This is a genomic window from Nocardia sp. NBC_01327, assembly GCF_035958815.1.
GTDB lineage: Bacteria > Actinomycetota > Actinomycetes > Mycobacteriales > Mycobacteriaceae > Nocardia.
On sequence record NZ_CP108383.1, the window covers coordinates 6,260,525 to 6,283,010 of the forward strand.

Genomic DNA, 22,486 nt, shown 5'->3' on the forward strand with positions numbered 1-22,486 from the left:
CTGTGGGGCCGTGCACATATGTGCACGGCCCCACAGTTTTTCGAGTCACAGCCTCCTGGCGTCGATCATCCAGATCTGGATATTGGAGAACTCGTAGTTGGCCCCGATCCGGCTGACCATGCGGACCAGATCGGTGACGTCCTCCGTCCTGGCGAGTACTTCGATCCGAAGCCCGGCCGAGACATCGCTCTCGAACCGGCGGCCGCGATAGCTCTCGACCTTGCTGTCGCGGTCGTCCACGCGATACACCTGGGTGACCACCATCCGCCGCACCCCGAAAGTGGCGAGGGCTCTTTTGATCTCGTCGAACAGGCCGGGCGGCAGCACCAGCGTGATGAGTTTGGCGTCGCTTTCGCCGCCCGGATCCATATCGTGATAACCGATCGAGCCGCCGAGTTGTAGCGGCGCCGTCATCAGGATTCCTTGCTGGGCAGCTCCGGTTCCGCTTGTCGGACAGGTTGCTTCAGCACCGCCCGCGAGCTCACAAGGGTGTCGTCCGGGTAGGCCTCTTCCTCGTGCGCGCCGACGTCGCCTACTTCGAGCACTTCATCGGGTAGTCGCAGGTTCATGAACAGGCCGAGAATCTTCAGGATCGCGAAGGTGATGAAGGCGTCCCACACGATAATGGTCAGCGCCGCACCTGCCTGCCACAGCAGCAGTTTCGGATTGTGGCCGTAGAGCCAGCCGCCGTAGGTGGCGTCGGAGACATCGGCGCCATTGCCCAGATAGACCTTCATATGCGGGTCCGCGAGCACACCGACCAGCAGACCGCCCGCGAGTCCGGCGACACCGTGCGTATGCACCACGCCGAGGGTGTCGTCGACCTTGCGGAACAATCGGGTGCGCCCCAGCTTGTTCCACGACAGCCACACCAGGCTCGACGCCACCAGGCCGATGACCATCGCGCCGAAGCTGTTGACGAAACCGGCCGCCGGGGTGATGGCGACCAGGCCCGCGATCATGCCGTTGATGGCGCCCAGGAAGTTCGGCCGCCGCGACGGGCCCGCGAACATATCCCAGATGACCCAGGTCAGCAGCGCGACGGCCGTGCACAGGTTGGTGTTCAGCACCGCCAGTGACGCGTCCGCACCCGCGAAATACGGGTCACCGCCATTGAATCCGTTCCAGCCCAGCCACAGGATGCCGGCGCCGGCCGCCGCCATGGGCAGATTATTGGGGACCGCGCGTTCGCGGTCCCGTGCCAGCCGAGGGCCGATGACCGCCGCCGCCACGAATCCGGTGGTGCCCGCGGCCAAGTGGATGACATAGCCGCCGGAGTAGTCGATCGCACCCATCTGCGACCACCAGCCGCCGCCCCACAGCAGGAAGGCGTTCACCGAGTAGGCCAGCGTCGTCCACAGCGGTACGAAGATCAACCACACTTTGAAACTTATTCGGCCGATCACGCTGCCCAGGAACAATAGTGGCGTGATACCGGCGAAGACGAACTGGAAGTACGCCAGCGTCGTCTGTGAGAAACGGAATTTCGGCATCAACCCGTCGAGCAGCGGAATGACCGCCTGATTCTGATTATTGGCGCCGAGGATGGTGTGCGGGTGGCCGATTGCGGCCCGCAGAATTCCTGGTCCTATCTTGACGGGTTCGCCGAACCCCATATTGAAGCCCCAGAGCACCCACACGACCAGCACCAGGGAGAATCCGGTGAAGGCCATGAGTATGGTGTTGACGGCCCATTTCCGTTGCACGATACCGCCGTAGAGGATGGCGATACCGGGAATGCTCATCAGTCCGACGAGCGTGGCAGCAACCAACTGCCAAGCATTGTCGCCGGGGTTCAACCAATCGGGATACGGTGACATGATTCAGCGCTACCTCACCGCGGGAGCGGGCAGGCACCAATCCGCTTCCGGCACTAAAATCGCTGTGACGAATGGTGTCTGGCGTCACATTTGGTGAACCAAGTGTTGTGCCGCAACGTTTCCCGGCTATTACGCACGGTTAAATCTGGATTTCACGGCCCGTTCGGCATTCGCCGAGTATGCGAAAAGCTTGACTCGGCAATGCAATTCCAACTGGTCGGAACTCGATCGACACAACCGGGCGAGCTCCCGTACCATCGCCCTACGGGGAGATGAGCCGTTGAACGGGGGCAGGGGTGCGCAGGAGTCGTCTATCGACGACCGTCCGCAATGCCGCGGGATGGGCGCGACGTTTCGCGCGCACCGCGCCGGGCGTTCTGAGTGCGGTGGTCGCCGGACTCGTCCTGGTTTCGCTGGTCGCTGGTCTGGTGTGCGTGAATCAGCTGGGCGAGAAGCAGACTCGGCGTGATTCCGTGCTGCGGCATACCGAACCGCTCGCCGATGCGTCGCAGCGTCTGTACGTCGCGCTGTCCGCGGCCGATGCGGCCGCCTCCACGGCCTTTCTCTCCGGCGGCATCGAATCACCCGGGGTGCGCACGCAATACCGGCAGGCCCTGGCGGACGCGGCGGCGGCGCTCGCGGACGCCACCACCGGCGCCTCCGATGTGCAGACCCGGGAGATCGTGGCCGCCATCGCCGCCGAGCTGCCCTCCTATACCGGACTCGTGGAAGCCGCCCGGGCCAATAATCGCCAGGGGCTGCCGGTGGGCTCGGCGTATCTGCGGCAGGCGTCGGTGCTCATGCAGCATTCGGTGCTGCCCAATGCCGAGAAGCTGGAACAGAATCGGCTCGGTCAGCTGCGCGCGGACCAGCGCGATATCTCCGCGCTGCCACTGCTGAGCGTCGCGGTGCTGCTGGTGCTGCTGATCGCGCTCATCGCCGGATCGGTGGTGCTGCTGCGCCGCACCAACCGCCGGTTCAATCTCGGCGTGACCATCGCCGCGGGCGCGACCGTGCTGGCGCTGCTGTGGATCGGCGCCGCGAGCATCGCCGCGACCGGCGTCATCGACACCGGACCCGCGGGGGCCACCGTGCGATTCGAAACCCTCTCGCGGGCACGGATTCTCGCGCAGCAGGCGCGAACCGAGGAGACGATGCAGCTCATCACCCGCAGTGATGTCGATGCCAGCGAGGACATCTTCACCGCCGAGACCACGCAGTTGCAGAATCAGCTGCTGACCGTCGTCGCCCCGCAATCGGCTGCGCCACAGGCCTTCTCCAGCTGGCAGGCCGGCCATCGCGCCCAGCTCGCCTCGAATCGGAACAATGATTACAACGGCGCGGTGCGCCAGGCCATCGGCACCGATGCGGACGGGTCCGCCTTCCGCTTCGCCGCACTCGACGATTCGCTGCGCGCCGAACTCGACCGGACGCGTCAGCAGGTGCGCGACGATGTGGACGCCGCCGGCGATGCCTTCACCCTGAGCCCGTTCGGCACCCTGGTCCTGCTGCTCGCCGCGGCCGTCGCCATCGTCGTCGGCGTCTGGCCGCGACTACAGGAGTTCCTGTGAGCACGCGCTTTCGAATGCTGCTGATGGCCGGCGCCGCGCTGCTGGTCACCTCCTGCAGCGCGCACGCCCCGAGTTCTCAGCCCATGCAGTTGCCCGCCGAGACACTGCTCCCGCCGGGGGCCACCCAAATCACCAGTGCGCCCCAGCGCGGCAGCGATACCTGCGATGCCAATGCGAGTCTGCGCCCGGGCGCGCCACCGCGTCCCGGTGAGATGCCGGACGGATCCACCATGGCGGCCATCCTCAAGCGCGGGACACTGCGCGTCGGCGTGGACCAGAACTCCTTCCTGTTCGGCTACCGCAATCCGGCCGACGGTCAGATCGAGGGCTTCGATATCGATATCGCGCGCGAGATCGCCCGCGACATCTTCGGCGACCCGGCCCGTATCGAACTGCATCCGCTCGACTCCGCGCACCGCCTCACCGCACTGCAGGGCAAGCAGGTCGATATCGTGGTGGAGACCCTCACCCCGACCTGCGAACGCCGGCAGAGCATCGAATTCTCCTCCGCCTACTTCGTTTCCGATCAGCGGCTGCTGGTGCCGAACAACTCCGGAATCAAGTCCACCGCGGATCTGGCCGGCAAGAAGGTCTGCGGCGTTGTCGGCACGATTACGCTCAATCCGATCCTCGCGCTCCCGCAACGGCCGACAGTGATCGGTATGAGCAATTGGCTCGACTGCCTCACCGCCCTGCAGCAGGGGCAGGTGGACGCGGCCAGCACCGATACCCCGATCCTCTACGGCCTCAAGCAGCAGGATCCGAATCTGCAGATGGTCGGCGACGCGCTGGCGCAGGACCCCTACGCTGTCGGCGTGCAGCAGGAGACGAAGGATCTGGTGCGCTTCGTCAACGGGGTGCTCGAACGGATCCGCGGTGACGGGACCTGGCAGCGCCTCTACAACAATGAATTGGGCGCGCTCGGCCCCACGCCCGGACCGCCCGCACCCCGCTATATCGGGTGAGCGGCCATGACCGAGAATCCCCCGCATATTCTCTCCGTCGCCGAAATCGACCGCGATATCGCCTCGCGGGAACGCGAAATCGACGCCATCGCCTCCACTCTGTATGACCTGGACAAGCATCCCGGGCTGGTGCTGCTGCGCCGCTTCCCGCCCACCGGGGTCACCGCCCAGCGCTGGGCGCCCGCGCAGGACGCGCTGGACCTGATGTGGGAGGACTTCGGCCGCCTGCGCACGATTCTCGATCAGGCGCATGCCGCGCGCACCCGCCGCAGGCTCGACGCGCTCGACCGCGAGGAGCTCACCGTGCTCTTGCGCGGACAGCCGATGGAGGTGGCGCGCACCACGATTCCGCTGGCGCAGCGGACCTTGATCGGGCCGCGCGAGCAGGTGGTGCACATCGGGTTCACCGAACTGGTGACGCGGATGCGGGCCGCCTTCGCACAGATCGTCGAGGTGCTCGACGCGGTCGACGCGGTGAACAGCCGGGTCATGACCGATATCGCGCCGGTACGGACGGAGCTGGGGCGGATCGGCACCGGCATACCCGAATTGCGTTCCCTCGCAGCCGATATCGATGATCTCAGTACCCGGGCGACCGCCGATCCACTGACCCTGACCCCGGCCGAGATCGATCGCCGGCTCGCCGAGATCACCCGCCGCATGCGGGATGCGGAGGTGCTGCGCCGTGAGCTGGCCGCCATGGCCGCGGACCGGGATGGGACGATTACGCGTATGCGCACGCAGGTGGAGACACTGCGCACGACCTACGAGCGGGCGCGGTCGGCCCGCATCGCGGTGCAGCGCACCATACTCACCGGACCGCTGCCCGAACCTCCCGACAACAGCGCGGTCTTCGATGCGCAATTGTCCGCACTGGCGACCGCTGCGGGCGATCCCACCGCGCTCTGGGAATTGCGCGGCCGCATTGCCGCCGCGCTGACCACCGCCGCCGAGTCCGAGCAGCTGGCCCAGGGTCTGCTCGATCGCCGGGCCGAACTGCGGGGCCGGCTGGAGGCCTACAGCGCCAAGGCCGCGCGCCTGGGTGTCAGCGAGGAGCGGGAGGTCCTGGCCTCGAATCGGATTGCCGCCGGACTGCTGACCCGCAAGCCGTGCGATCTGGCCGCCGTCACCCGGGCCATTACCGACTACCGGCAGCTCATCGCTCAGAAATCGGGGAGACGACCGTGAACTGCACCGAAACCGGCTGCACAGGAACGATTGAGGACGGTTACTGCACGGTGTGCGGCACCGCACCGGCGCGCGGCGGCGAGCTGTCGCCGAACGTGCCCGATGGGCCGCTGCAGTGCGCCGAACCCGGGTGCGGCGGCACGGTCTCCGACGGCTACTGCGAAATCTGCGGTACCGCGCCGAGCGCCGCGGCCACGCTCGTATCCGGCGCGCAGAGCAGCCGGAGTGTCGCGGGCTCCCAATCCTTTTCGGTCGGCGGATCGCGGCGCGGCAGCGTCCGCTCGGTGCGGACCGGGACGGGTTCCTCCGGCGGGACGCGCGGACGGCTCGGCGCGGGCATGGTCACGGTGCCGCCGGTCGCGCCGATCGATCCGTCCGCGGCGGTCATGGCCGATCCGGTGGTGCCGGAGCAGCAGCGGTTCTGCGGGAAGTGCGATCGGCCGGTCGGGCGCAGCAGGGGCGATCAGCCCGGGCGCAGCGAGGGCTTCTGCGGGCACTGCCGCACCCGATTCTCCTTCACGCCCAAGCTGGTTCGCGGCGATGTGGTGGGCGGGCAGTACGAGGTGCTGGGGCCGCTGGCGCACGGCGGGCTCGGCTGGATCTATCTGGCGCTCGATCACAAGGTCAACGGGCGGCCGGTGGTCCTCAAGGGTCTGCTCAATACCGGTGACGCGGATGCCATGCGGGCGGCGGTGGCCGAGCGGCGCTTCCTGTCGCAGGTCGATCATCCGAATATCGTGCGCATCTACAACTTCGCCGAGGATATCGGCGCGGACGGTGAGCCGGCCGGGTACATCGTCATGGAGTACGTCGGCGGCACCTCGCTCAAACAGCTGCTGCGCCGGCGCCGCGAGGCGGAGGGCGTATGGCTGCCCGCCGCACAGGCCATCGCCTACGTCCTGGAAATGCTGCCGCCACTGGGCTATCTGCATTCGCGCGGGCTGGCCTACTGCGATTTCAAGCCCGACAATGTGATGCAGACCGAGGAGCAACTCAAGCTCATCGATCTGGGTGCGGTCATCGCCATGAGCGATGAGCACAGCGCCATCTACGGCACACCCGGCTATCAGGCGCCGGAGATCGCCGAGACCGGGCCGACCATCGCCTCCGAGGTCTACACCGTGGGCCGCACCCTGGCGGTGCTGCTGCTCAAGGTCCCGCAGGAGAACGGGCAGCTGGGCCCGCTGCCGACCCCCGAGACCGAGCCGCTGCTGGCGCGATACGAATCGCTGTACCGATTCCTGCTGCGCGCAACACATCCCGATCCGCGGGAGCGTTTCAGCGGCACCGACGAGATGACCGATCAGCTCACCGGTGTGCTGCGGGAGGTGCTCTCGATCGACGACGGGCGCGCCCGGCCGGGATTGTCCGCCCGCTTCGGACCGCCGCGCGGGGTCTTCGGCATCGGCGATGCGCTGCCGGATGATCCCGGCAGACTCATTGCGGCACTGCCGGTTCCGATGATCGACCCCAACGACAGCGGGGCCGCGCTGCTGGCGAGCACCAGCGCGGTCACCCCGGCGGATCTGGAACGCGAACTGACCGCGGGACTGCTCTCGGTGGTGACCGGCAAGGACGAATCGGTGGAGATTCCGCTCCGATTGATCCGCGCCGCACTGGAATTCGGTGACGCCACCGACGCCCTGCGCCGGATCGACACGCTGGAGCAGACCCTCGAAGGCGATTGGCGACTGATCTGGTTCCGTGGCCAGGCCATGCTGCTGCGCCGCAATTGGTTCGCGGCCGCAGCGGAATTCGATGCGCTCTACACCGCGCTGCCCGGCGATCCGGCCCCCAAACTGGCCCTGGCCGTCACCTCGGAGCTCCTGGCCCGCGACGGTGACGAACCGGATCCGGAGCCCGCACTGCGCAGCGCCACACGGTATTACGAGTTGGTGTGGCGCACCGATCACTCCTACACCAGCGCCGCGTTCGGGCTGGCGCGGTTGCGGCGTTCGGCCCGCGACCGCGACGGCGCGGTCGCCGTACTCGATCAGGTGGACCCGGCTTCGGCGGTGCACACCGAAGCGGGTGTGGCGGCCGTGGATACGCTGCTGAGCGTGGAACGCCCGGGCGAGCTCACCGAACACCTGCTACGCGATGCCGGCGGGCGGATCGAACGGCTCACCCTGGATTCCCGACGCCGGGCCGCACAGGCCCGGCTGCGCGTACTCGAGGCGGCGCTGCACTGGCTGCATCTGGGACGCGTACCCACCGATCACTCCCCGCTGCTGGGGGTGACACTCGATCTACAGGGGGTGCGTACCGGTTTGGAACGCTGCTATCGCGATCTCGCGCACGACACCGACGACATGTGGGAGCGCATCGCCCTCGTGGAGCAGGCCAACACCATTCGCCCGAGGACCACGCTGTGACCGCCCGCTGCCCGGCGTGCGGCACCTTCGCCGCGGTGAGCGATCGTTTCTGCGAGGAATGCGGGCGACAGCTCGGGATCCAGCGCATCGCTCTGCCGCCGACCGCCGCACCGACGGCGAACAGCGACAATACGCGTCCGACGATGCTGGTCCGGCCCGCCGTCGCCACCGTGCAGCGCTACACCGGCACCACGCTGACCTACGACTCGGAGGCGGCGCCGGCGTGCCAGGGGTGCGGCGGTGAGAATTTCGACGCCGACGGTTTCTGCCTGGTCTGCGGGCAGCGCGGTCCGGAACACGATCGGTTCGAGGCCGATCTCGGCGGGGTCGCGCTGGTCACCGATCGCGGAAACGTGCACGCGCACAACGAGGATGCTGTCGCCGTGGCCGTGCTGGAGAGTTCCAATCCCGGCACACCGCCGGCCCTGATCATCGCGGTTTGCGACGGGGTCTCGACCTCCGAGGATCCGCAGGCCGCTTCGGGCGCGGCGGTGCGCACCGGGGTCGACGCCTGCCTGACGGCCCTGGCCGCGGGCAGTTCCGCCGAGGACAGCGTCATGGCCGGATTGAGCGAGGCGGCGCAGGCCGTCCGCGATATCGGCACCGACGGACGGTCCCCGTCGTGCACCTATGTCGGGGCGGTGGTGCAGTTCGACGAATCCGGCGGCGCGCATCTCACCGTCGCGAATGTCGGTGACAGCCGGGCCTATTGGCTGCAGGCGGATCCGGACGGCTCACAGCGCCTCACTCTGGACGATTCCCTCGCCCAGGAAATGGTCAATACCGGCGCCATGGACCCGGACAGCGCCATGGACAGCCCGCACGCCCACGTGCTGACCCGCTGGCTCGGCGCGGACGGCGAACCCCGGCCGTGGTCGGACCACTGTGTGCGGACACTGCACGCCCGCGCACCCGGCGTCCTGCTGATCTGCAGCGACGGACTCTGGAACTATCTGCCCGAATCCCCGGCGCTGGCCGCGATCGCCACCGCCGACGCACCCATGCCCGCCGCGCGCGCTCTCGTCGACTACGCGCTGGCCGCCGGCGGCAAGGACAACATCACCGTCGCGCTCGTTCCCGTTCCGTTCTCCGAGCAACCAGGAGAAGCACCATGAGTTCCCCTGCCGTCACAGGCATTTCGATCAGCGTCGATCAGAACCCGTATCTGGCCGAGGGCGTGCGCACGGTGGACGCCGTCATCTCGGTCGAGACCACCGATGAGCTGATGGTCGCCGCTCCCCCGGCCGAGCGGGTCGAGATCCTGATCATCGATTGCTCCGGCTCCATGGGCGCGGGCGACAAGTTCGCGGGCGCGCGCAATGCCACCCTGGCGGCACTGCAGGTCATCGCCGACGGTACCCGGTTCGCGATTGTCGAGGGCACAGACAAGGCCGAGGTCGTCTATCCCCGCGACGGCGCTACCGCGGTGGCCGACAACAGGTCTCGCACCGAGGCCCGGCACGCGCTGGACAGGTTGAAGCCGCACGGCGGCACCGCCATGGGCACCTGGCTCGGACTCGCGCGCATGATCGCGCAGCGGCATCCGAGCGCCATGGCGCACGCCATCCTGCTCACCGACGGCCGCAACGAACACGAGAAGCCGCAGCAGCTCGCCGCGGAGATCAAAGCCTCGGAGGGGTTGTTCACCTGCGACTGCCGCGGTGTCGGCGCCGATTGGGAGCCGAACGAACTGCGGGCCATCGCGGGGGCGCTGCACGGCACGCTCGATGTGGTGCGGACGCCGGATCTGCTGGCCGCCGATTTCGCCGAGATGATGCAGACCTCCATGGCGAAGGCCATTCCGGAACTCACACTGCGGGTGTGGACACCGGTCGGGGCGGCGGTGCGCATGGTCAAACAGGTGGATCCGTCGATCACGGACTTCACCGCGCGCCGCACCGAGACCTCCGCCCAGATCGGGGAGTACCCGCTGGGGGCCTGGGGCGCCGAGGAGCGCGAATATCACCTGCAGATCGAGTTGGAGCCCGCACCGCCGGGACGCGAAAAACTTGCTGCCCGAATCAGTCTCGTGGCCGAGGGCGAGGTGCTGGGGCAGGGACTGGTGAAGGCGGCATGGACCACTGATACCGATCTCTCCGCGCGCATCAGCCGGCGGGTGGCCCACTACACCGGCCAGGCCGAGCTGGCCGAGGCCGTGCAGGAGGGCCTGACGGCGCGCAAGGTGGGCGATCTGGCCACCGCCACCGCCAAACTGCAGCGGGCCGTGCAGCTGGCCAACGAGTCCGGCAACGAGAACACCGCGAAACTGCTCAAAGCCGTTGTCGAGGTGGATGATCGGACCGGGACGGTCCGGCTGCGGGCTCATATCGACGCGGCCGACGAGATCGCCCTGGATGTGCGTTCGAGCAAGACCGCGCGCGTTCGCAAGGAGAGCGGTTCGTAATGGCGACCTGCCCCGAAGGACATGCCTCGACGGCGACCGACTACTGCGATGTGTGCGGGTCGCCACTGACAGGTGCCGCACCGGCGGCCGAAAGCGCGGCCGCCACCACGCAACTCGGCCGGTGTCCGGCCTGCGGGGCGGCCATCGACGGCCGGTTCTGTGAGGACTGCGGCCACGATTCGGCGCTGCCCGCACCGGTGGCACAGGCCGCGACGACGGTGAACCCCGCAGTGCCGGAGGCCGATCCCGGTGGCACGGCGACGATCTGGGTCGCCATCGTCACCGCGGACCTCGCGCATTACAACCGCATGCTCGCCCAGAACGGCCCCGATGTCGATCGGGTGGACTTCCCGGACTACTACCCCGAGCGCCGAATCCCGCTGCACGGCAGGGATATTCTCATCGGCAAGCACAGCACCACGCAGGGGTTGTATCCGGAGATCGATCTGGCGATCGCCCCCGCCGATATCGCGGTCTCGCGCTCGCACGCCCTGCTGCACCTGAACGGGGAGACGGTCACGGTGACCGACCTCGGATCGACCAATGGCACCTGCATGAACGACAGTGCGACCCCGATCACCGCCAAAACCCCCGTCCCGGTGCAGCCGGGTGACCGAATCCATGTGGGCGGCTGGACAACCATCACTCTCACCAGGGAAATTCACTAAACCGACGATCTTGGTCTCTTGTCCAAGTTAGGCTCCCCGCTCGATACGCATGCTCGCATTCCGGGCATGCAGAACGAGGGACCTGATGAGACTGACTCGCCGAGAATTCGTGCGCACCGCCGTGGCCGCCACCGCCGGAGCCGCCGTGGCCGGGCTGACCGCCCCCGGAGCCGGAGCCATACCGTCGCCACTGCGGCGCAGCGTGGGCGCCCCGCAGGCCTGGATGGGCGCACTGCCCGACAGCACTTCACTACTGCGGCTGACGATTCCGGGCACCCACGATTCCTGCTGCAATAGCGCGCTGCACGGCACGCCCTGGGCCCAGACCCAGAACTGGGCTCTCGCCGATCAATTCCAGCAGGGCATTCGCTTCCTCGATATGCGCCTCAACGGCCTGCAGGACCATATGGGTGATTCGTTCGGGGTGTACCACTCGTCGGCGTACCAGGGCATCACCTTCGACGGGGTGCTCGACGCCTGCCGAAACTTCCTGGCCCGCAATCCCGGTGAGGTCATCGTCATGCGGGTCAAGAAGGAGGACGGCACCGACAATGACGTCGGGGGCAACTTCGAGCAGATCTTCGACGGCTATCTCGATGCCAAGGGGTACCGGCCGCTGTTCTGGATCGGCGCCCACGTGCCGACTCTCGGTGAGGCGCGCGGGCGGATCGTGCTGATCGCGCAGTTCGCCAATCAGCTGCCCGTGCTGCAGTGGCCCAGCGGCGACAATGGGAATCTGTCGAACAGCTACTTCTACCTTCAGGACCACTACACGGCCAACGGCCTGATGGGTATCGATTCCGGATCCGCCGGTGGGACAGGATCATTCGGCGGCGGCAAGACGATCGGCGGCACCGGCTCCGCCGATGTCGGGTCCTCCGGCGGCGACAAGTTCTCCTATGTCAGCAGCTGCTTCGACAAGGCGGCCGCCGACAGCAACAACTCGCTGATGTACATCAACTTCACCAGCTATTCCGATAATGCGTGGCCCAGGGACAATGCCGATGCGATCATGCCGCAGGTGGAGCGCTATCTGACCGCGCACCGCACCCAGGCCGGTCACTTCGGCATTGTCCCCATGGACTTTCCGGACCTGTTCCCGAATGTGCTCGGACTACTGCTGGAGAAGAACTTCCTCTGACCGCACCGGCTCCGGGGCCGGTGTGGCGGGAGTTCGCGTGGGGCGCATGGTGATTGCCAGCACGGCTGCTCCGGCGAGTGCGATCACCATGGTCCAGAGCGAACCGACATGCATGGCATGGATGAAGGCGTCATCGGCGGCATGAGCGAGTTCGGGCCGCCCGAGGGTGGCGGCGATATGCCGGGCCTGTTCGGCGGACACCCGGGCCTGATCGCGCACCGGGCCGGGCACGTCCTGCAGCGAACCGTCGATGGCGCGGCGGTAGGTGATGGACATGATGGTGCCGCCCACCGCGATTCCGAGCACGCTACCGGTCTGGCGCACGGTATTGGTGACCGCGGATCCGGCGCCGACGCGTTCCAGCGGGAGGGTGTTCATCAGGGCGGCGGTGACCGAACCCATGACGATGCCGATCGAAATACCCTGCACCGCAAGCACTATCTCGTTCCACACCAGCGGGGTATGCAGTCCGAACAGGGCGAAACTACCCATGGCCAGCGCCGCGACGGTCACGGCCGTCGCGGTCACCGGGCGAATCGTCCAGCGGCGCACCAGGCGAATGCCGAGCGGGCCGCCGATCATCGCGCCGAAGGCGGCCGGAGAGCTGGCCAGGCCGGCTTCCAGTGGTGAAAAGCCCCGTGCGCCTTGCAGATAGAACGCGCCGTAGAAACCGGCGGCGGTCATGGCGAACAGCAGCAGGCCCAGGGCCGCATTGCCGCCGCCGAAGATCCGGCCCGCCAGCAGCCGGGGATCGAAACTGGGCTGCCGCATACGCAATTCGACCGTCACGAAGGCAGTCAGCAGCGCCGCTCCGGAGGCGATCGGCGCCCATACATCGAGCGGGGTCCAGGAGGCCACCTGCCCCGCTCGGATCAGTCCGTAGGCCAGTGCGCCGAGGCCGCTGATCGATAGGACGAATCCGGCGGGATCGAGCGGGCGTGTGGTGGGGCTGCGGAATTGCGGGACCAGGGCGATGATTCCGATCAGGGCCAGCGCCACGGCCGGGACATTGACGAGAAAGACCGAGCCCCACCAGAAGTGGTCGAGGAGTACTCCGGCGATCAGGGGGCCCGCGGCCAGTCCGACACCGGCGGAGGCCGAGGAGATGCCGATGGCGGTATTGCGCGCGGGACCGGTGAAGGTCCAGGTGAGGATGGCCATGGTGGCGGGCATGATCATCGCGCTGCCCACGCCCATGGCGGCGCGCGCGGCGATCAGCTCTCCGGCATCGCCGGCGAAGGCCGCCCACACCGAGGCGGCCGCGAAGGTCGCCATCCCGGTGGCCAGCACGGTCCGGTGACCGAAGCGGTCACCGAGCGCGCCCGCGGTGAACATCAGGGCGGCGAAGACCAGGGTGTAGGAGCCGGTGGCCCATTGCAGTTGGGACAGGGTGGCGCCGAGGCCGCGGACCGGGTCGGCGAGGGTTTCGGCGGTGATGCCGAGGATGGTGTTGTCCATCCAGATCAGGAATGACGAGAGCAGGAGTACGGCGAGAATCAGCCGCTGCCGGGATTTCGGCAGCGTCGCAGGCGTAGTCATGGGCACCTTCGGTACGATTGGTAGGAACCTGACGATCTAAGAATGCAGAATCGTCAGGAACCTGTCAATCTCTAGGGAAGGCTGGACGGTGGGTTCGTATAGCGGCGAGGGCGGTTCCCTGACCTTCATGGTCCGCACGGTCTGGCTGACCATGCGCGCGGCAATCGGTGAGGAGCTCAAGGCTTTCGGGCTCTCGACCTCGCAGTATGCGACGCTGATGATGACCGATTCGCATCCCGGGCTCTCGGTCGCCGACATTGCCCGCGAGGTGGCCAGCTCCCGGCAGGCCGCCAATGAAATGCTCGGCGGACTGGAAGCGGAGGGCCTGATCGAACGCAGCCCGCATCCCACCGATCGGCGCACCCACCAGATCCATGTCACCGAATCCGGGCGAAAACGGTTGGCAGCGGCGCGTATCGCGGTCGCCGCGCGAGAGTCCGAGCTGGAGGCGCGGTTCACGCCCGAACAGCAGGCATCGATTCGCGACTGGCTGGCGGGTCTCGCCGAGGCCTGCGCTGAATCCGGTCAGCGCACCGAGCGAATGGGTGCGACGGCGAGCGCGCCGAGCACCGACAGCACACCGCCGAAGAGGAAGAGCGGGGCGTAGCCGCCCAGGCTGACCACGGCCGAGGCGACGAAGGGGCCGAGGATCTGCGGGGCGGCGTTCGCGATATTCAGCACGCCCATATCGCGGGCGGCGTCCTCCGCCTTCGGCAGCACCATGGTGACCAGGGCGGTATCGACCGCCATATAGCAGCCGAACGCCACACCATTGACGGCCGCGAAGGCCAGCATGCCGGGCCAGGTCGGGGTAATGACCGGGATCAGCTGCGCGGCCGCCGCAATGCCCGCAGAGAGCCCGACAAAGAGCTTGCGGCGGTTGAAACGGTCGGAGAGCACACCACCGACGACCGTCGAAATCGTCATGCCCACAGCGGAAATGCCCGTCAGCACCGCCACCGCCGTCGACGGCTTCAGATCACCGGGCAGGGAGATATGGTCCTGCAGGATGTAGAGCTGGTAGCCGACGACCGAGAAATAGCCGAGGACCAGCAGGAAGCGGCCGATGAAGGCCCAGCGGAAGTCGTGCTCGCGCAAGACGCTCAGGAAGGCGCGGCCCTGATCGCGTAGGGACGCCGCTTTTTTGGCAGGCATGCGCTGTTCACGGGCGCCGGCGGTGAAGATGACGGCGGCCGCCGCGACGAACACGCCGAGCACGAGGTAGCCGGTGCGGTAGCTGAAGGCCGAGGCCAGCCCGACACCGACCACTGTTCCGAACGGCAGGCCCAGACCCACTGCCGCAGAGGCGATCCCGCGGCGTGCCAGCGGCACCCGGTCCGGGACCACCGAGGTGATGGCCGCCTGATAGATGTTCATGACCGCCTGGCCCACACACCAGGCGAGGGTCACCAGCAGCACGGTATTCACACTGCCGAGCAGCGCCATGGCCGCGATCGCGGCCAGACCGCCACCGAGAATCCAGGGATTGCGCCGCCCGGACCGGTCCGACAGCGCGCCCGCGACCGGGTTGAAGATCGTGGCGAAGATCGCCGAAATACCCGCTACCAGACCGAGATTGGCGACCTTGTCGGCCGCGTCGATATGTTCGACCTGCAGCGGCAGCAGCACACCGCCGACGCCGGAGTACATCGCGTACATGGCCGCATTGCCGAGAAACAGCAGGGGCAGCAGACCACGGGTGGGCGTGCCGGCGGGAGCGGAATTGCCGCCGAGGGAGACATCGGCGTCAGAGTGAGCCACGGTGAAATCCAAAGTGTGCGAGTGAAAGTGGATAAATAGTGCGCGGCTCCCCGTCGCCCCGGCGCGCTTGTGGCCGGGATCCATACCCGACTGTGGTCCAGCGGGTGCGGTGGATCCCGGCCAGAAGCATGCCGGGATGACGGGACGGTTCCGGGCCCGCGGGTGGCGGGCCCGGAACCGGTGATCAGGCGATCTGGGCGGTGAGGGGCAGGTCTTCGACCGAGGTGCCGATATGCAGGGTGAAGGCGCCGGGTTCGACGGCCCAGCCCTGATCGGTCCAGTGCTGGAACGAACGCTGCGGCAGATCGATGGTGGCGGTGACGGTTTCACCGGCGGCGGCCTCGACGAGGTCGAAGCCGGAGAGCCAGCGCACCGGGCGATCCACGGCGCTGTCCGCGCGGGACAGGTAGGCCTGCACCACCTGGCGGCCGGTCCGCTCACCGGTATTGCGGACGGTGACCGTCGCGGTGTGACCGCTCACGGTCACCTCCGACAGCTCCCAGGTGGTGTAGCCGAGGCCGTGCCCGAACGGATAGGCCGGTGCCACACCGGATTTCAGCCAGGCGCGGTAACCGATGTGGATGCCCTCGGTGTAGGGCAGCGAGTTGTCGGCGGCGGGCTTGGTATCGACCACCGGCACATCGGCCAGGACCTTGGGCCAGGTGGTGGGCAGGCGACCGCCGGGTTCGGCCGCACCGGTGAGCACATCGGCCAGGGCCGCACCGAATTCCTGGCCGGGGAACCAGGTCAGCAGCACGGCGGCGACATCGTCGCGCCACGGCATCTCCACGGGCGAACCGGAATTCACCACCACGATGGTGCGCGGATTCACCGCGGCGACCGCGGCCACCAGTTCGTCCTGACGGCCGGGCAGGCGCAGATCCTTGCGGTCGAAACCCTCGGACTCGATCTGCTCGGTGGTACCGACCACGACCACCGCGACCTCGGAGCTGCGGGCCAATTCCACTGCGGCGGCGAACTCTTCGTCGGCGGCGCGGCGCGGGCGGCCGACCGCGAAGGTCAGGCCCATGGCGGGCAGACCCGAATCCAGCACCGGGGCCAGCTCGATGAGCACCTCGAGCTCATCACCCTCGGCCAGCGTGCGAGTCACCCAGCGCTGCGGCGGATTCAGCAGCATCTCCACCGGATCGGCGCCGTCGGGCATGACGGTCTCGGTGAGCACGGTCTCGCCGTCGATATCCAGGCGCAGCGTGCCCACACCGGCGAAACCGATCCGCCACTCCCCCGCCGTATCGACGCGCAGCGTGCCGCGCAGTTCGAAGGACTTGGCCACCATGGCATTCGCATTGCCGAAGAGCATCAGCCCGCCCGCGGTGCGATGCTCGGTATCCAGGACCGAATCACCGTCGAGGTAGCGCAGCGACAGACCCGGCGTGCCGGTCTCGGGATCGGTGACCAGATCCAGCGGGACCGCGATCAGATGGTCGTTGAGGTGCACACCCGGCGTGTACCGCACCGGCAGCACCGCGGACAGGCCCTCCAGCGGCGAAGTCGTATGCGCCGGAATGACTGTGGCACTACCGCCGCCCATGAAGCGGGGCTCGGTCGCGGCCGCGCCCAGCAGGGCGACCTGGGCGGGCTTGCCCAGCGGCAGGGTGCCGTCATTGGTGGCCAGCACCATGGCCTGGGCCGCCGCCTCACGCACCAGGCGCTGGGCGGACTCGTCGGTGAATGCCGGGGGCTGCTGCGGGGTTCCGTTCAGCGCACCGACACGAATGGCGAAACGCAGTATGCGGCGGATCTTTTCGTCGATGGCCGACTCGGGGACCTCACCCTTGCGCACCGCCTCGATCAGGGGCGCGCCCCACAGCTCCCACGGGCCGGGCATGGCGATATCGGTGCCGTGGGCGGCGCCGGCGGTGGAGCGCACCGCGGTCCAGTCCGACACCACCACACCGTCATAACCCCACTCGCCCTTCAAAGGCTCGTCCAGCAGGGCGTTCTCGGTCATGGTGGTGCCGTTGACCGAGTTGTAGGAATCCATGATCATCCAGGTGCCCGCCTGCACCGCCCGCTCGAACGGGTACAGGTACAGCTCGCGCAGCGTGCGATCGTCGGCAATGACATCGGCCGTGAAGCGTTCGGTCTCGGAGTCATTGGCCACATAGTGCTTCGGGCAGGCGCTCACACCGTGCGCCTGCACCGCGTCGACATAGGCCGACGCGATCTCGGCGGTGAGCATGGGATCCTCGGAGAAACATTCGAAATGCCTGCCGCCCAGCGGGGATCGGTGCAGATTCATGGTCGGCCCGAGCACCGCGTAGACGTCCTTGCGCCGGGCCTCGGCGGCAATGAGCCCGCCGATCCGGCCGAGCAGCTCGCGGTCCCAGGTCGCGGCCAGCGCGGTACCCGAGGGCAGACTCACCGAGGGGTCGCGCTCATCCCAGAGTTCACCGCGCACACCGGTCGGGCCGTCCGAGACCGGCATTTCGGCCAGGCCGATGCTCGTATCACCGGCGAAGCGGAAGACGCCCGAGCCGGAGATGAGCCGGACCTTGGCCGCCAGGTCCAGTTTGGCGAGTAGGTCGCCGATGACGTCGTTCATGCCAGTTCCTCCCAGAAGTTCACCAGATCCGCCGACACCTGATCGGGAACGGTCTCATTGGGCACATGCCCGGAGCCGCGATACACCGCGGTCCTAGCCTGCAACTGCTGCGCGAACTTCTCGTGGACGCTGGGGTCCCAGAGGTCGTTCGTGTCGCCGTAGGCGACCAGCAGCGGCACACCGGCGTCGCGCAGCGTCGCGGCATCGGCGAGTGGCGGCGTCTCCATGTTCTTGAGAATGCCGAGGATATTGGCCTTCTTGGTCTGCAGAATGCGTTGATGCAGGAACTCCATGCGCTCCGGCGACGGTGGCTGCCCGGCTGCGGTCATAGCGGCGCTCATCTGCTGCCAGATCGCTTCCTGCCCAGCGCTTTCCACAATCTGCGCGACGGCCTGCGGCGGCGGGAACTTGATGTCCTCGACCGAGGACGGCCCGGAGGCGAGCAGGGTGAAACTGCGGAAGCGCTCGGGGCGGGCGACCACCGCCACGCGGGCGACGTAGCCGCCGAAGGAGTGGCCCACGAGGTGGACGGGGGCATCCGGGGAGACCTGGTCGACCACCGCGAGCAGGTCGGCGGTGAACTCGTCCATGGTGTACCCGGCGATATCGTCCGGGCCCTGCGACTGCCACTGCCCGCGCTGGTCGTAGGCGACCGCGCGATAACCCGCCGCGGCCAGCAGCGGGAGCATGTACTCGAAGTCTTCCTTGGAGCCGGTGAAGCCCGGCACCAGCACCACCGTGCCGCGGTTGCCGGCGCCGCTCGGCGGGTTGGTCTGCCATCCGGCGAGCGTGCCCGCCCCGCCCTGCAGCGTGATCGATTCGATCGGTGCTTCGGTGCCCTGAGTCATCGGCTGTCCTTCCTCGTACGGCCCTGTACGGCTGGCCCCGAGTCTGCCAGCGGATAACCCACCTACCGAGTACTCACTCGGTACTGTGACCGTTTTGTTATATGACCCGAAGTCGCAGCTCCCGACGCCGCGACTAGTGTCGCTGCTCATGGCCCCGCACCCGCAACGCCGCCGACGGAGCGAGGACCGCCGCGAGCAGATCATCGACGAAGCCCTGAAGACCTTCGCCGACAACGGCTATCACGGCGCCTCGATCGCCGAGATCGCCGCGCGCTGCGGGCTCTCGCAACCCGGTCTGCTGCACTACTTCCCGAACAAGGCGGCACTGCTGGCCGCGGTCCTCGACTATCGCGACCGCCTCGATTACGACCGCCTGGGCTTCAGTCAGCAACTTCGCGGCAAAGACGCACTGGAACGACTGGCCGTGCTCGTCGAACACAATATGCACGTACCCGGGCTGGTGCGGCTCTTCACCGTGGTCACCAGCGAGGCGGTCACCACCGACCATCCGGCGCGCGACTGGGTGGTCAACCGGTACCGCACCTTCGAGACCTACCTCGCCGGCGCGCTCGAGGACGGCATCACCGACGGCACCATCCGCCCCGAGGTCGATACCCGGGCCGTCGCGCGCCAGATCTTCGCCATGATGGACGGCCTGCAATTGCAGTGGCTGCTCGAGCCCGACAGCGTCGATATGGCGCAACTGTTCCGCGCCTACGTCGACGGGCTCATCGAACGCATATCGGCCTGAATCGCGCCTGCCTGCCGGCCGTGTCCTCCGATAGCATCATGAACTAGAACGCGTTATAGTTCGGCACGCTTGTCATGGGTGGGCGTTCTTCGTTCTGGAAGGTGGTCGCAAAGGTGCGGACCTGGGATTCTTCGGCCGATGTCGTGGTGGTCGGCTACGGCGGCGCGGGCGTCGCGGCAGCACTGGCCGCGCGCGAATCCGGCGCGGACGTACTGGCCCTCGACCGGTTCATCGGCGGCGGCGCGACCACACTGTCCGGCGGCATCATCTACGCCGGCGGCGGCACCTGGGTGCAGCGCGCCGCGGGGGTCACGGACGATGTCGACACCATGCTCGCCTATCTGCGCGCCGAGGTCGGCGATGCGGTGAGCGAGCAGACGCTGCGGCGGTTCTGCGAGGGATCGGCGGCCATGATCGACTGGCTGACCGGGCACGGGGTGCCGTTCCAGCCCTCGCTGTGCCCGTACAAGACCTCGTACCCGACCGATGAGCACTACCTGTACTACTCCGGCAGCGAAAACTCCGGCGGTTTCCGGGAATTGGCGGCACCGCGGCAGCGCGGACATCGCGCACACGGGCGCGGCGTCTCGGGTAAGAAGCTGTTCGGGCCGTTGGCGGCCTCCGCCGCGAAGCACGGTGTTCGGACGCAAACCGCCACCCGCGCAACGGGACTCGTGGTCGAGGACGGCCGCGTGGTCGGTGTGGAGGCCATTACGCTCGCCGGCGCCTCCGAGGCGGTGCTCAAGAGATTCACGGCGCTGGCCAAGATTTCCGCCAAACCCGGTGTGTACCACCCGGGTTTGCGGCAGCTGGTGCAGTCGCAACTCGATCGGATGGAGCGCCGTTACGGCGTGCCGGTGCGCATCGAGGCGCGCTCCGGCGTCATTCTCAGCACCGGCGGGTTCATTGCCAATGGCGCGATGGTCGCACGCCATGCCCCGGCCTATCCGTGGGCCGAGGGCCTGCCGCTCGGCACCGCCGGTGACGACGGCAGCGGTATCACCATGGCCGAGGCGATCGGCGCGGCCACCGGCAAGATGGATGCCATGTCGACCTGGCGGTTCATCGCACCGCCGAGCGCGTTCTTCGGCGCCATCGCCGTGGATGCCGACGGCCGGCGCATGATCGACGAATCCCGTTACGGCGCGGCCATGGGCGCGGCGATCGCCACGAGCCCCGGCAACCGGGCCTGGCTGCTGCTGGATTCGGATCTGGTCGCCGAATCCCGCACGCAGATCGGGCCGCAATCGGTGTGGTTCCAGCGCATGCAGGCCGAGCGGCTCATGCGGCTCAGCCCGATCACCGGTAAGTCGATCGAGGATGTGGCGGCTCGCGCGGGCATCGAACCGGCCGCGCTGCGCAAAACCGTGGACGCGCACAATCGCGCGATCGCGGAGAACCTGCCCGATCCGATGGGCAAGCCGTCCGATATTCGCCGCCCGCTGCGCAATGGGCCGTTCCAGCTCCTCGACATCTCCTTCAAGGCCAAGCTGACCTACCCGATGCCGATGCTCACACTGGGCGGGCTGCTGGTCGATGAGGACACCGGCGCGGTACGCAATACCGACGGCGGCACCATTCCCGGCCTGTACGCGGCGGGCCGGGCAGCGGTCGGGGTCTGCTCCAACTCCTATGTCAGCGGACTCTCGCTGGCCGACTGCGTCTTCTCCGGCCGCCGGGCCGGCGCGCACGCCGTTCAGGCGCTGAGCACTCGCTGAGCTGAGCGGGGCCTCCACACACCAGCATTCGCAGGCCCCGCGCACCGGAGTAGCCTTCGATTCGCGGACACACCGGCAGCTCTTCCGAGAGGTTTTCCGAACGGAGGTTGGCATGAAAGCTGTGCAATATCGGACCGTGGGCGGAGCGCCCGAAGTGGTCACCGTGCCCGATCCCGAGCCCGGACCGGGTCAGGTGCTGCTGAAAGTCGCGGCCGCCGGAGTCTGTCACTCCGATGTCATGGTCATGAGCCTGCCGGCCGAGGCCATTCGATTTCCGCTGCCGCTCACGCTCGGTCACGAGGGGGCGGGCACCGTGGCGGCGCTCGGATCCGGCGTGGAGGGCGTCCGGATCGGCGACATGATGGCCGTGTACGGACCGTGGGGATGCGGTGCGTGCCACAAATGCGCCGAGGGCAAGGAGAACTACTGCCTGCGCGCGACCGAATTGCGGATCTTCCCGCCGGGTCTGGGCGCGCCGGGCGCGATGGCGGAGTACATGATCGTCGACGATGCGCGCCATCTGGTGCCGCTCGGCGATCTCGATCCGGTGCGCAGCGTGCCGCTCACCGATGCGGGGCTCACGCCCTATCATGCGATCAAAAGGTCTGTGCCCAAACTGATTCCGGGCAGCACCACCGTGGTGATCGGCGCGGGCGGACTCGGCCATGTGGCCATTCAGCTGCTGCGCGCCATGACGGCCACCCGCGTCATCGCCCTGGATGTGTCCGAGGACAAGCTCGACCTCGCGCGCCGCGTCGGTGCGCACGAAACGCTGCTGTCCGATTCCAGCGCACCGGACAAGGTCAAGGCGCTCACCGGCGGCCGCGGCGCCGAGGTGGTGCTGGACTTCGTCGGTGCGCCGCCCACCGCATCCATTGCCGCCGCCTGCGCGGGGGTCGAATCCGATCTCACCATCGTCGGCATCGGTGGCGGGTCGGTACCCGTCGGATTCGGTTCGCTGCCTTACGAAACCGCGGTGACCGCGCCCTACTGGGGCACTCGGGCGGAACTGATCGAGGTGCTCGACATCGCCCGCGGCGGTGAGGTCGAGGTGCATGTCGAGACCTTCGGCATCGACGAAGCGCCCCTGGCTTATGAGCGATTGCACGCGGGCACGATCGATGGTCGTGCGGTGATCCTGCCCAATTCGTAAGCGCGAAGCCGGAACATC

Annotated in this window: 18 protein-coding genes; 12 read left to right on the forward strand and 6 right to left on the reverse strand. The window is 67.7% G+C overall.

Going from position 1 to position 22,486, the window contains the following annotated elements:
• Window positions 1–45: 45 nt before the first annotated feature.
• Both OG326_RS28940 and OG326_RS28945 read right to left on the reverse strand, forming a co-directional pair.
• A complete protein-coding gene (locus tag OG326_RS28940) occupies window positions 46–414 on the reverse strand; it encodes a P-II family nitrogen regulator (RefSeq protein WP_327140289.1) in 369 nt (122 codons plus the stop codon).
• A complete protein-coding gene (locus OG326_RS28945; RefSeq protein WP_327140290.1) occupies window positions 414–1,820 on the reverse strand; it encodes an ammonium transporter in 1,407 nt (468 codons plus the stop codon). The genes OG326_RS28940 and OG326_RS28945 overlap by 1 nt, the downstream gene beginning before the upstream one ends.
• A gap of 296 nt (window positions 1,821–2,116) precedes the next feature.
• Between OG326_RS28945 and OG326_RS28950 the strand changes: the two genes are divergently transcribed.
• The 8 genes from OG326_RS28950 to OG326_RS28985 all read left to right on the forward strand — a co-directional run bounded on the left by OG326_RS28950 (window position 2,117) and on the right by OG326_RS28985 (window position 12,132).
• Window positions 2,117–3,391 carry a hypothetical protein gene (locus OG326_RS28950; RefSeq protein WP_327140291.1) on the forward strand — a complete coding sequence of 425 codons (1,275 nt, stop codon included), beginning with the start codon at window positions 2,117–2,119 and terminating at the stop codon, window positions 3,389–3,391.
• Entirely contained in the window at window positions 3,388–4,356 is a 969-nt protein-coding gene (locus OG326_RS28955) for a glutamate ABC transporter substrate-binding protein (protein ID WP_327140292.1), read from the forward strand. The genes OG326_RS28950 and OG326_RS28955 overlap by 4 nt, the downstream gene beginning before the upstream one ends.
• 6 nt (window positions 4,357–4,362) lie before the next feature.
• On the forward strand, window positions 4,363–5,544 hold the full coding sequence (locus tag OG326_RS28960) for a hypothetical protein (protein WP_327140293.1): 1,182 nt from the start codon (window positions 4,363–4,365) through the stop codon (window positions 5,542–5,544).
• Window positions 5,541–7,919 carry a serine/threonine-protein kinase gene (locus OG326_RS28965; RefSeq protein WP_327140294.1) on the forward strand — a complete coding sequence of 793 codons (2,379 nt, stop codon included), beginning with the start codon at window positions 5,541–5,543 and terminating at the stop codon, window positions 7,917–7,919. The genes OG326_RS28960 and OG326_RS28965 overlap by 4 nt, the downstream gene beginning before the upstream one ends.
• A complete protein-coding gene (locus tag OG326_RS28970) occupies window positions 7,916–9,034 on the forward strand; it encodes a protein phosphatase 2C domain-containing protein (protein ID WP_327140295.1) in 1,119 nt (372 codons plus the stop codon). Before OG326_RS28965 ends, OG326_RS28970 begins: the two co-directional genes overlap by 4 nt.
• Window positions 9,031–10,323 (forward strand): vWA domain-containing protein, encoded by a 1,293-nt coding sequence (locus OG326_RS28975; protein WP_327140296.1) that lies wholly within the window; start codon window positions 9,031–9,033, stop codon window positions 10,321–10,323. The genes OG326_RS28970 and OG326_RS28975 overlap by 4 nt, the downstream gene beginning before the upstream one ends.
• On the forward strand, window positions 10,323–10,991 hold the full coding sequence (locus tag OG326_RS28980; protein ID WP_327140297.1) for an FHA domain-containing protein: 669 nt from the start codon (window positions 10,323–10,325) through the stop codon (window positions 10,989–10,991). The genes OG326_RS28975 and OG326_RS28980 overlap by 1 nt, the downstream gene beginning before the upstream one ends.
• An 85-nt stretch (window positions 10,992–11,076) precedes the next feature.
• The gene (locus OG326_RS28985; protein ID WP_327140298.1) at window positions 11,077–12,132 is read left to right on the forward strand and encodes a phosphatidylinositol-specific phospholipase C; all 1,056 of its coding nucleotides are present in this window, start codon (window positions 11,077–11,079) and stop codon (window positions 12,130–12,132) included.
• On the opposite strand, the gene OG326_RS28990 is transcribed toward OG326_RS28985, so the two are convergent.
• Window positions 12,106–13,671, reverse strand: a complete 1,566-nt coding sequence (locus OG326_RS28990) for an MFS transporter (RefSeq protein ID WP_327140299.1) — start codon at window positions 13,669–13,671, stop codon at window positions 12,106–12,108. The two genes, OG326_RS28985 and OG326_RS28990, sit on opposite strands and share 27 nt — an antisense overlap.
• Window positions 13,672–13,759: 88 nt before the next feature.
• On the opposite strand from OG326_RS28990, the gene OG326_RS28995 reads away from it, so the two are divergent.
• Window positions 13,760–14,278: a MarR family winged helix-turn-helix transcriptional regulator gene (locus tag OG326_RS28995; RefSeq protein WP_327140300.1), complete on the forward strand. Its 519-nt coding sequence runs from the start codon at window positions 13,760–13,762 to the stop codon at window positions 14,276–14,278.
• Here the strand turns inward: OG326_RS28995 and OG326_RS29000 are convergent.
• The 3 genes from OG326_RS29000 to OG326_RS29010 form a co-directional block, all read right to left on the reverse strand.
• On the reverse strand, window positions 14,197–15,432 hold the full coding sequence (locus OG326_RS29000; protein WP_327140301.1) for an MFS transporter: 1,236 nt from the start codon (window positions 15,430–15,432) through the stop codon (window positions 14,197–14,199). The genes OG326_RS28995 and OG326_RS29000 overlap by 82 nt on opposite strands.
• A gap of 184 nt (window positions 15,433–15,616) precedes the next feature.
• Window positions 15,617–17,998, reverse strand: a complete 2,382-nt coding sequence (locus tag OG326_RS29005; protein WP_327140302.1) for a beta-glucosidase — start codon at window positions 17,996–17,998, stop codon at window positions 15,617–15,619.
• Window positions 17,995–18,846: an alpha/beta fold hydrolase gene (locus OG326_RS29010; protein WP_327140303.1), complete on the reverse strand. Its 852-nt coding sequence runs from the start codon at window positions 18,844–18,846 to the stop codon at window positions 17,995–17,997. The genes OG326_RS29005 and OG326_RS29010 overlap by 4 nt, the downstream gene beginning before the upstream one ends.
• 148 nt (window positions 18,847–18,994) lie before the next feature.
• Between OG326_RS29010 and OG326_RS29015 the strand changes: the two genes are divergently transcribed.
• The 3 genes from OG326_RS29015 (at window position 18,995) to OG326_RS29025 (ending at window position 22,468) form a co-directional block, all read left to right on the forward strand.
• Window positions 18,995–19,597, forward strand: a complete 603-nt coding sequence (locus OG326_RS29015) for a TetR/AcrR family transcriptional regulator (protein ID WP_327140304.1) — start codon at window positions 18,995–18,997, stop codon at window positions 19,595–19,597.
• 113 nt (window positions 19,598–19,710) lie between these two features.
• The gene (locus OG326_RS29020; RefSeq protein ID WP_327140305.1) at window positions 19,711–21,315 is read left to right on the forward strand and encodes an FAD-binding protein; all 1,605 of its coding nucleotides are present in this window, start codon (window positions 19,711–19,713) and stop codon (window positions 21,313–21,315) included.
• 112 nt (window positions 21,316–21,427) lie between these two features.
• A complete protein-coding gene (locus OG326_RS29025) occupies window positions 21,428–22,468 on the forward strand; it encodes an NAD(P)-dependent alcohol dehydrogenase (protein ID WP_327140306.1) in 1,041 nt (346 codons plus the stop codon).
• Window positions 22,469–22,486: the final 18 nt, after the last annotated feature.

Coding starts and splice junctions, on each gene's coding strand:
- OG326_RS28940 (WP_327140289.1), bottom strand. CDS start 414: ATGACGGCGCCGCTACAACTCGGCGGCTCGATCGGTTATCACGATATG.
- OG326_RS28945 (WP_327140290.1), bottom strand. CDS start 1,820: ATGTCACCGTATCCCGATTGGTTGAACCCCGGCGACAATGCTTGGCAG.
- OG326_RS28960 (WP_327140293.1), top strand. CDS start 4,363: ATGACCGAGAATCCCCCGCATATTCTCTCCGTCGCCGAAATCGACCGC.
- OG326_RS28975 (WP_327140296.1), top strand. CDS start 9,031: ATGAGTTCCCCTGCCGTCACAGGCATTTCGATCAGCGTCGATCAGAAC.
- OG326_RS28980 (WP_327140297.1), top strand. CDS start 10,323: ATGGCGACCTGCCCCGAAGGACATGCCTCGACGGCGACCGACTACTGC.
- OG326_RS28985 (WP_327140298.1), top strand. CDS start 11,077: ATGAGACTGACTCGCCGAGAATTCGTGCGCACCGCCGTGGCCGCCACC.
- OG326_RS28990 (WP_327140299.1), bottom strand. CDS start 13,671: ATGACTACGCCTGCGACGCTGCCGAAATCCCGGCAGCGGCTGATTCTC.
- OG326_RS29005 (WP_327140302.1), bottom strand. CDS start 17,998: ATGAACGACGTCATCGGCGACCTACTCGCCAAACTGGACCTGGCGGCC.
- OG326_RS29010 (WP_327140303.1), bottom strand. CDS start 18,846: ATGACTCAGGGCACCGAAGCACCGATCGAATCGATCACGCTGCAGGGC.
- OG326_RS29015 (WP_327140304.1), top strand. CDS start 18,995: ATGGCCCCGCACCCGCAACGCCGCCGACGGAGCGAGGACCGCCGCGAG.
- OG326_RS29025 (WP_327140306.1), top strand. CDS start 21,428: ATGAAAGCTGTGCAATATCGGACCGTGGGCGGAGCGCCCGAAGTGGTC.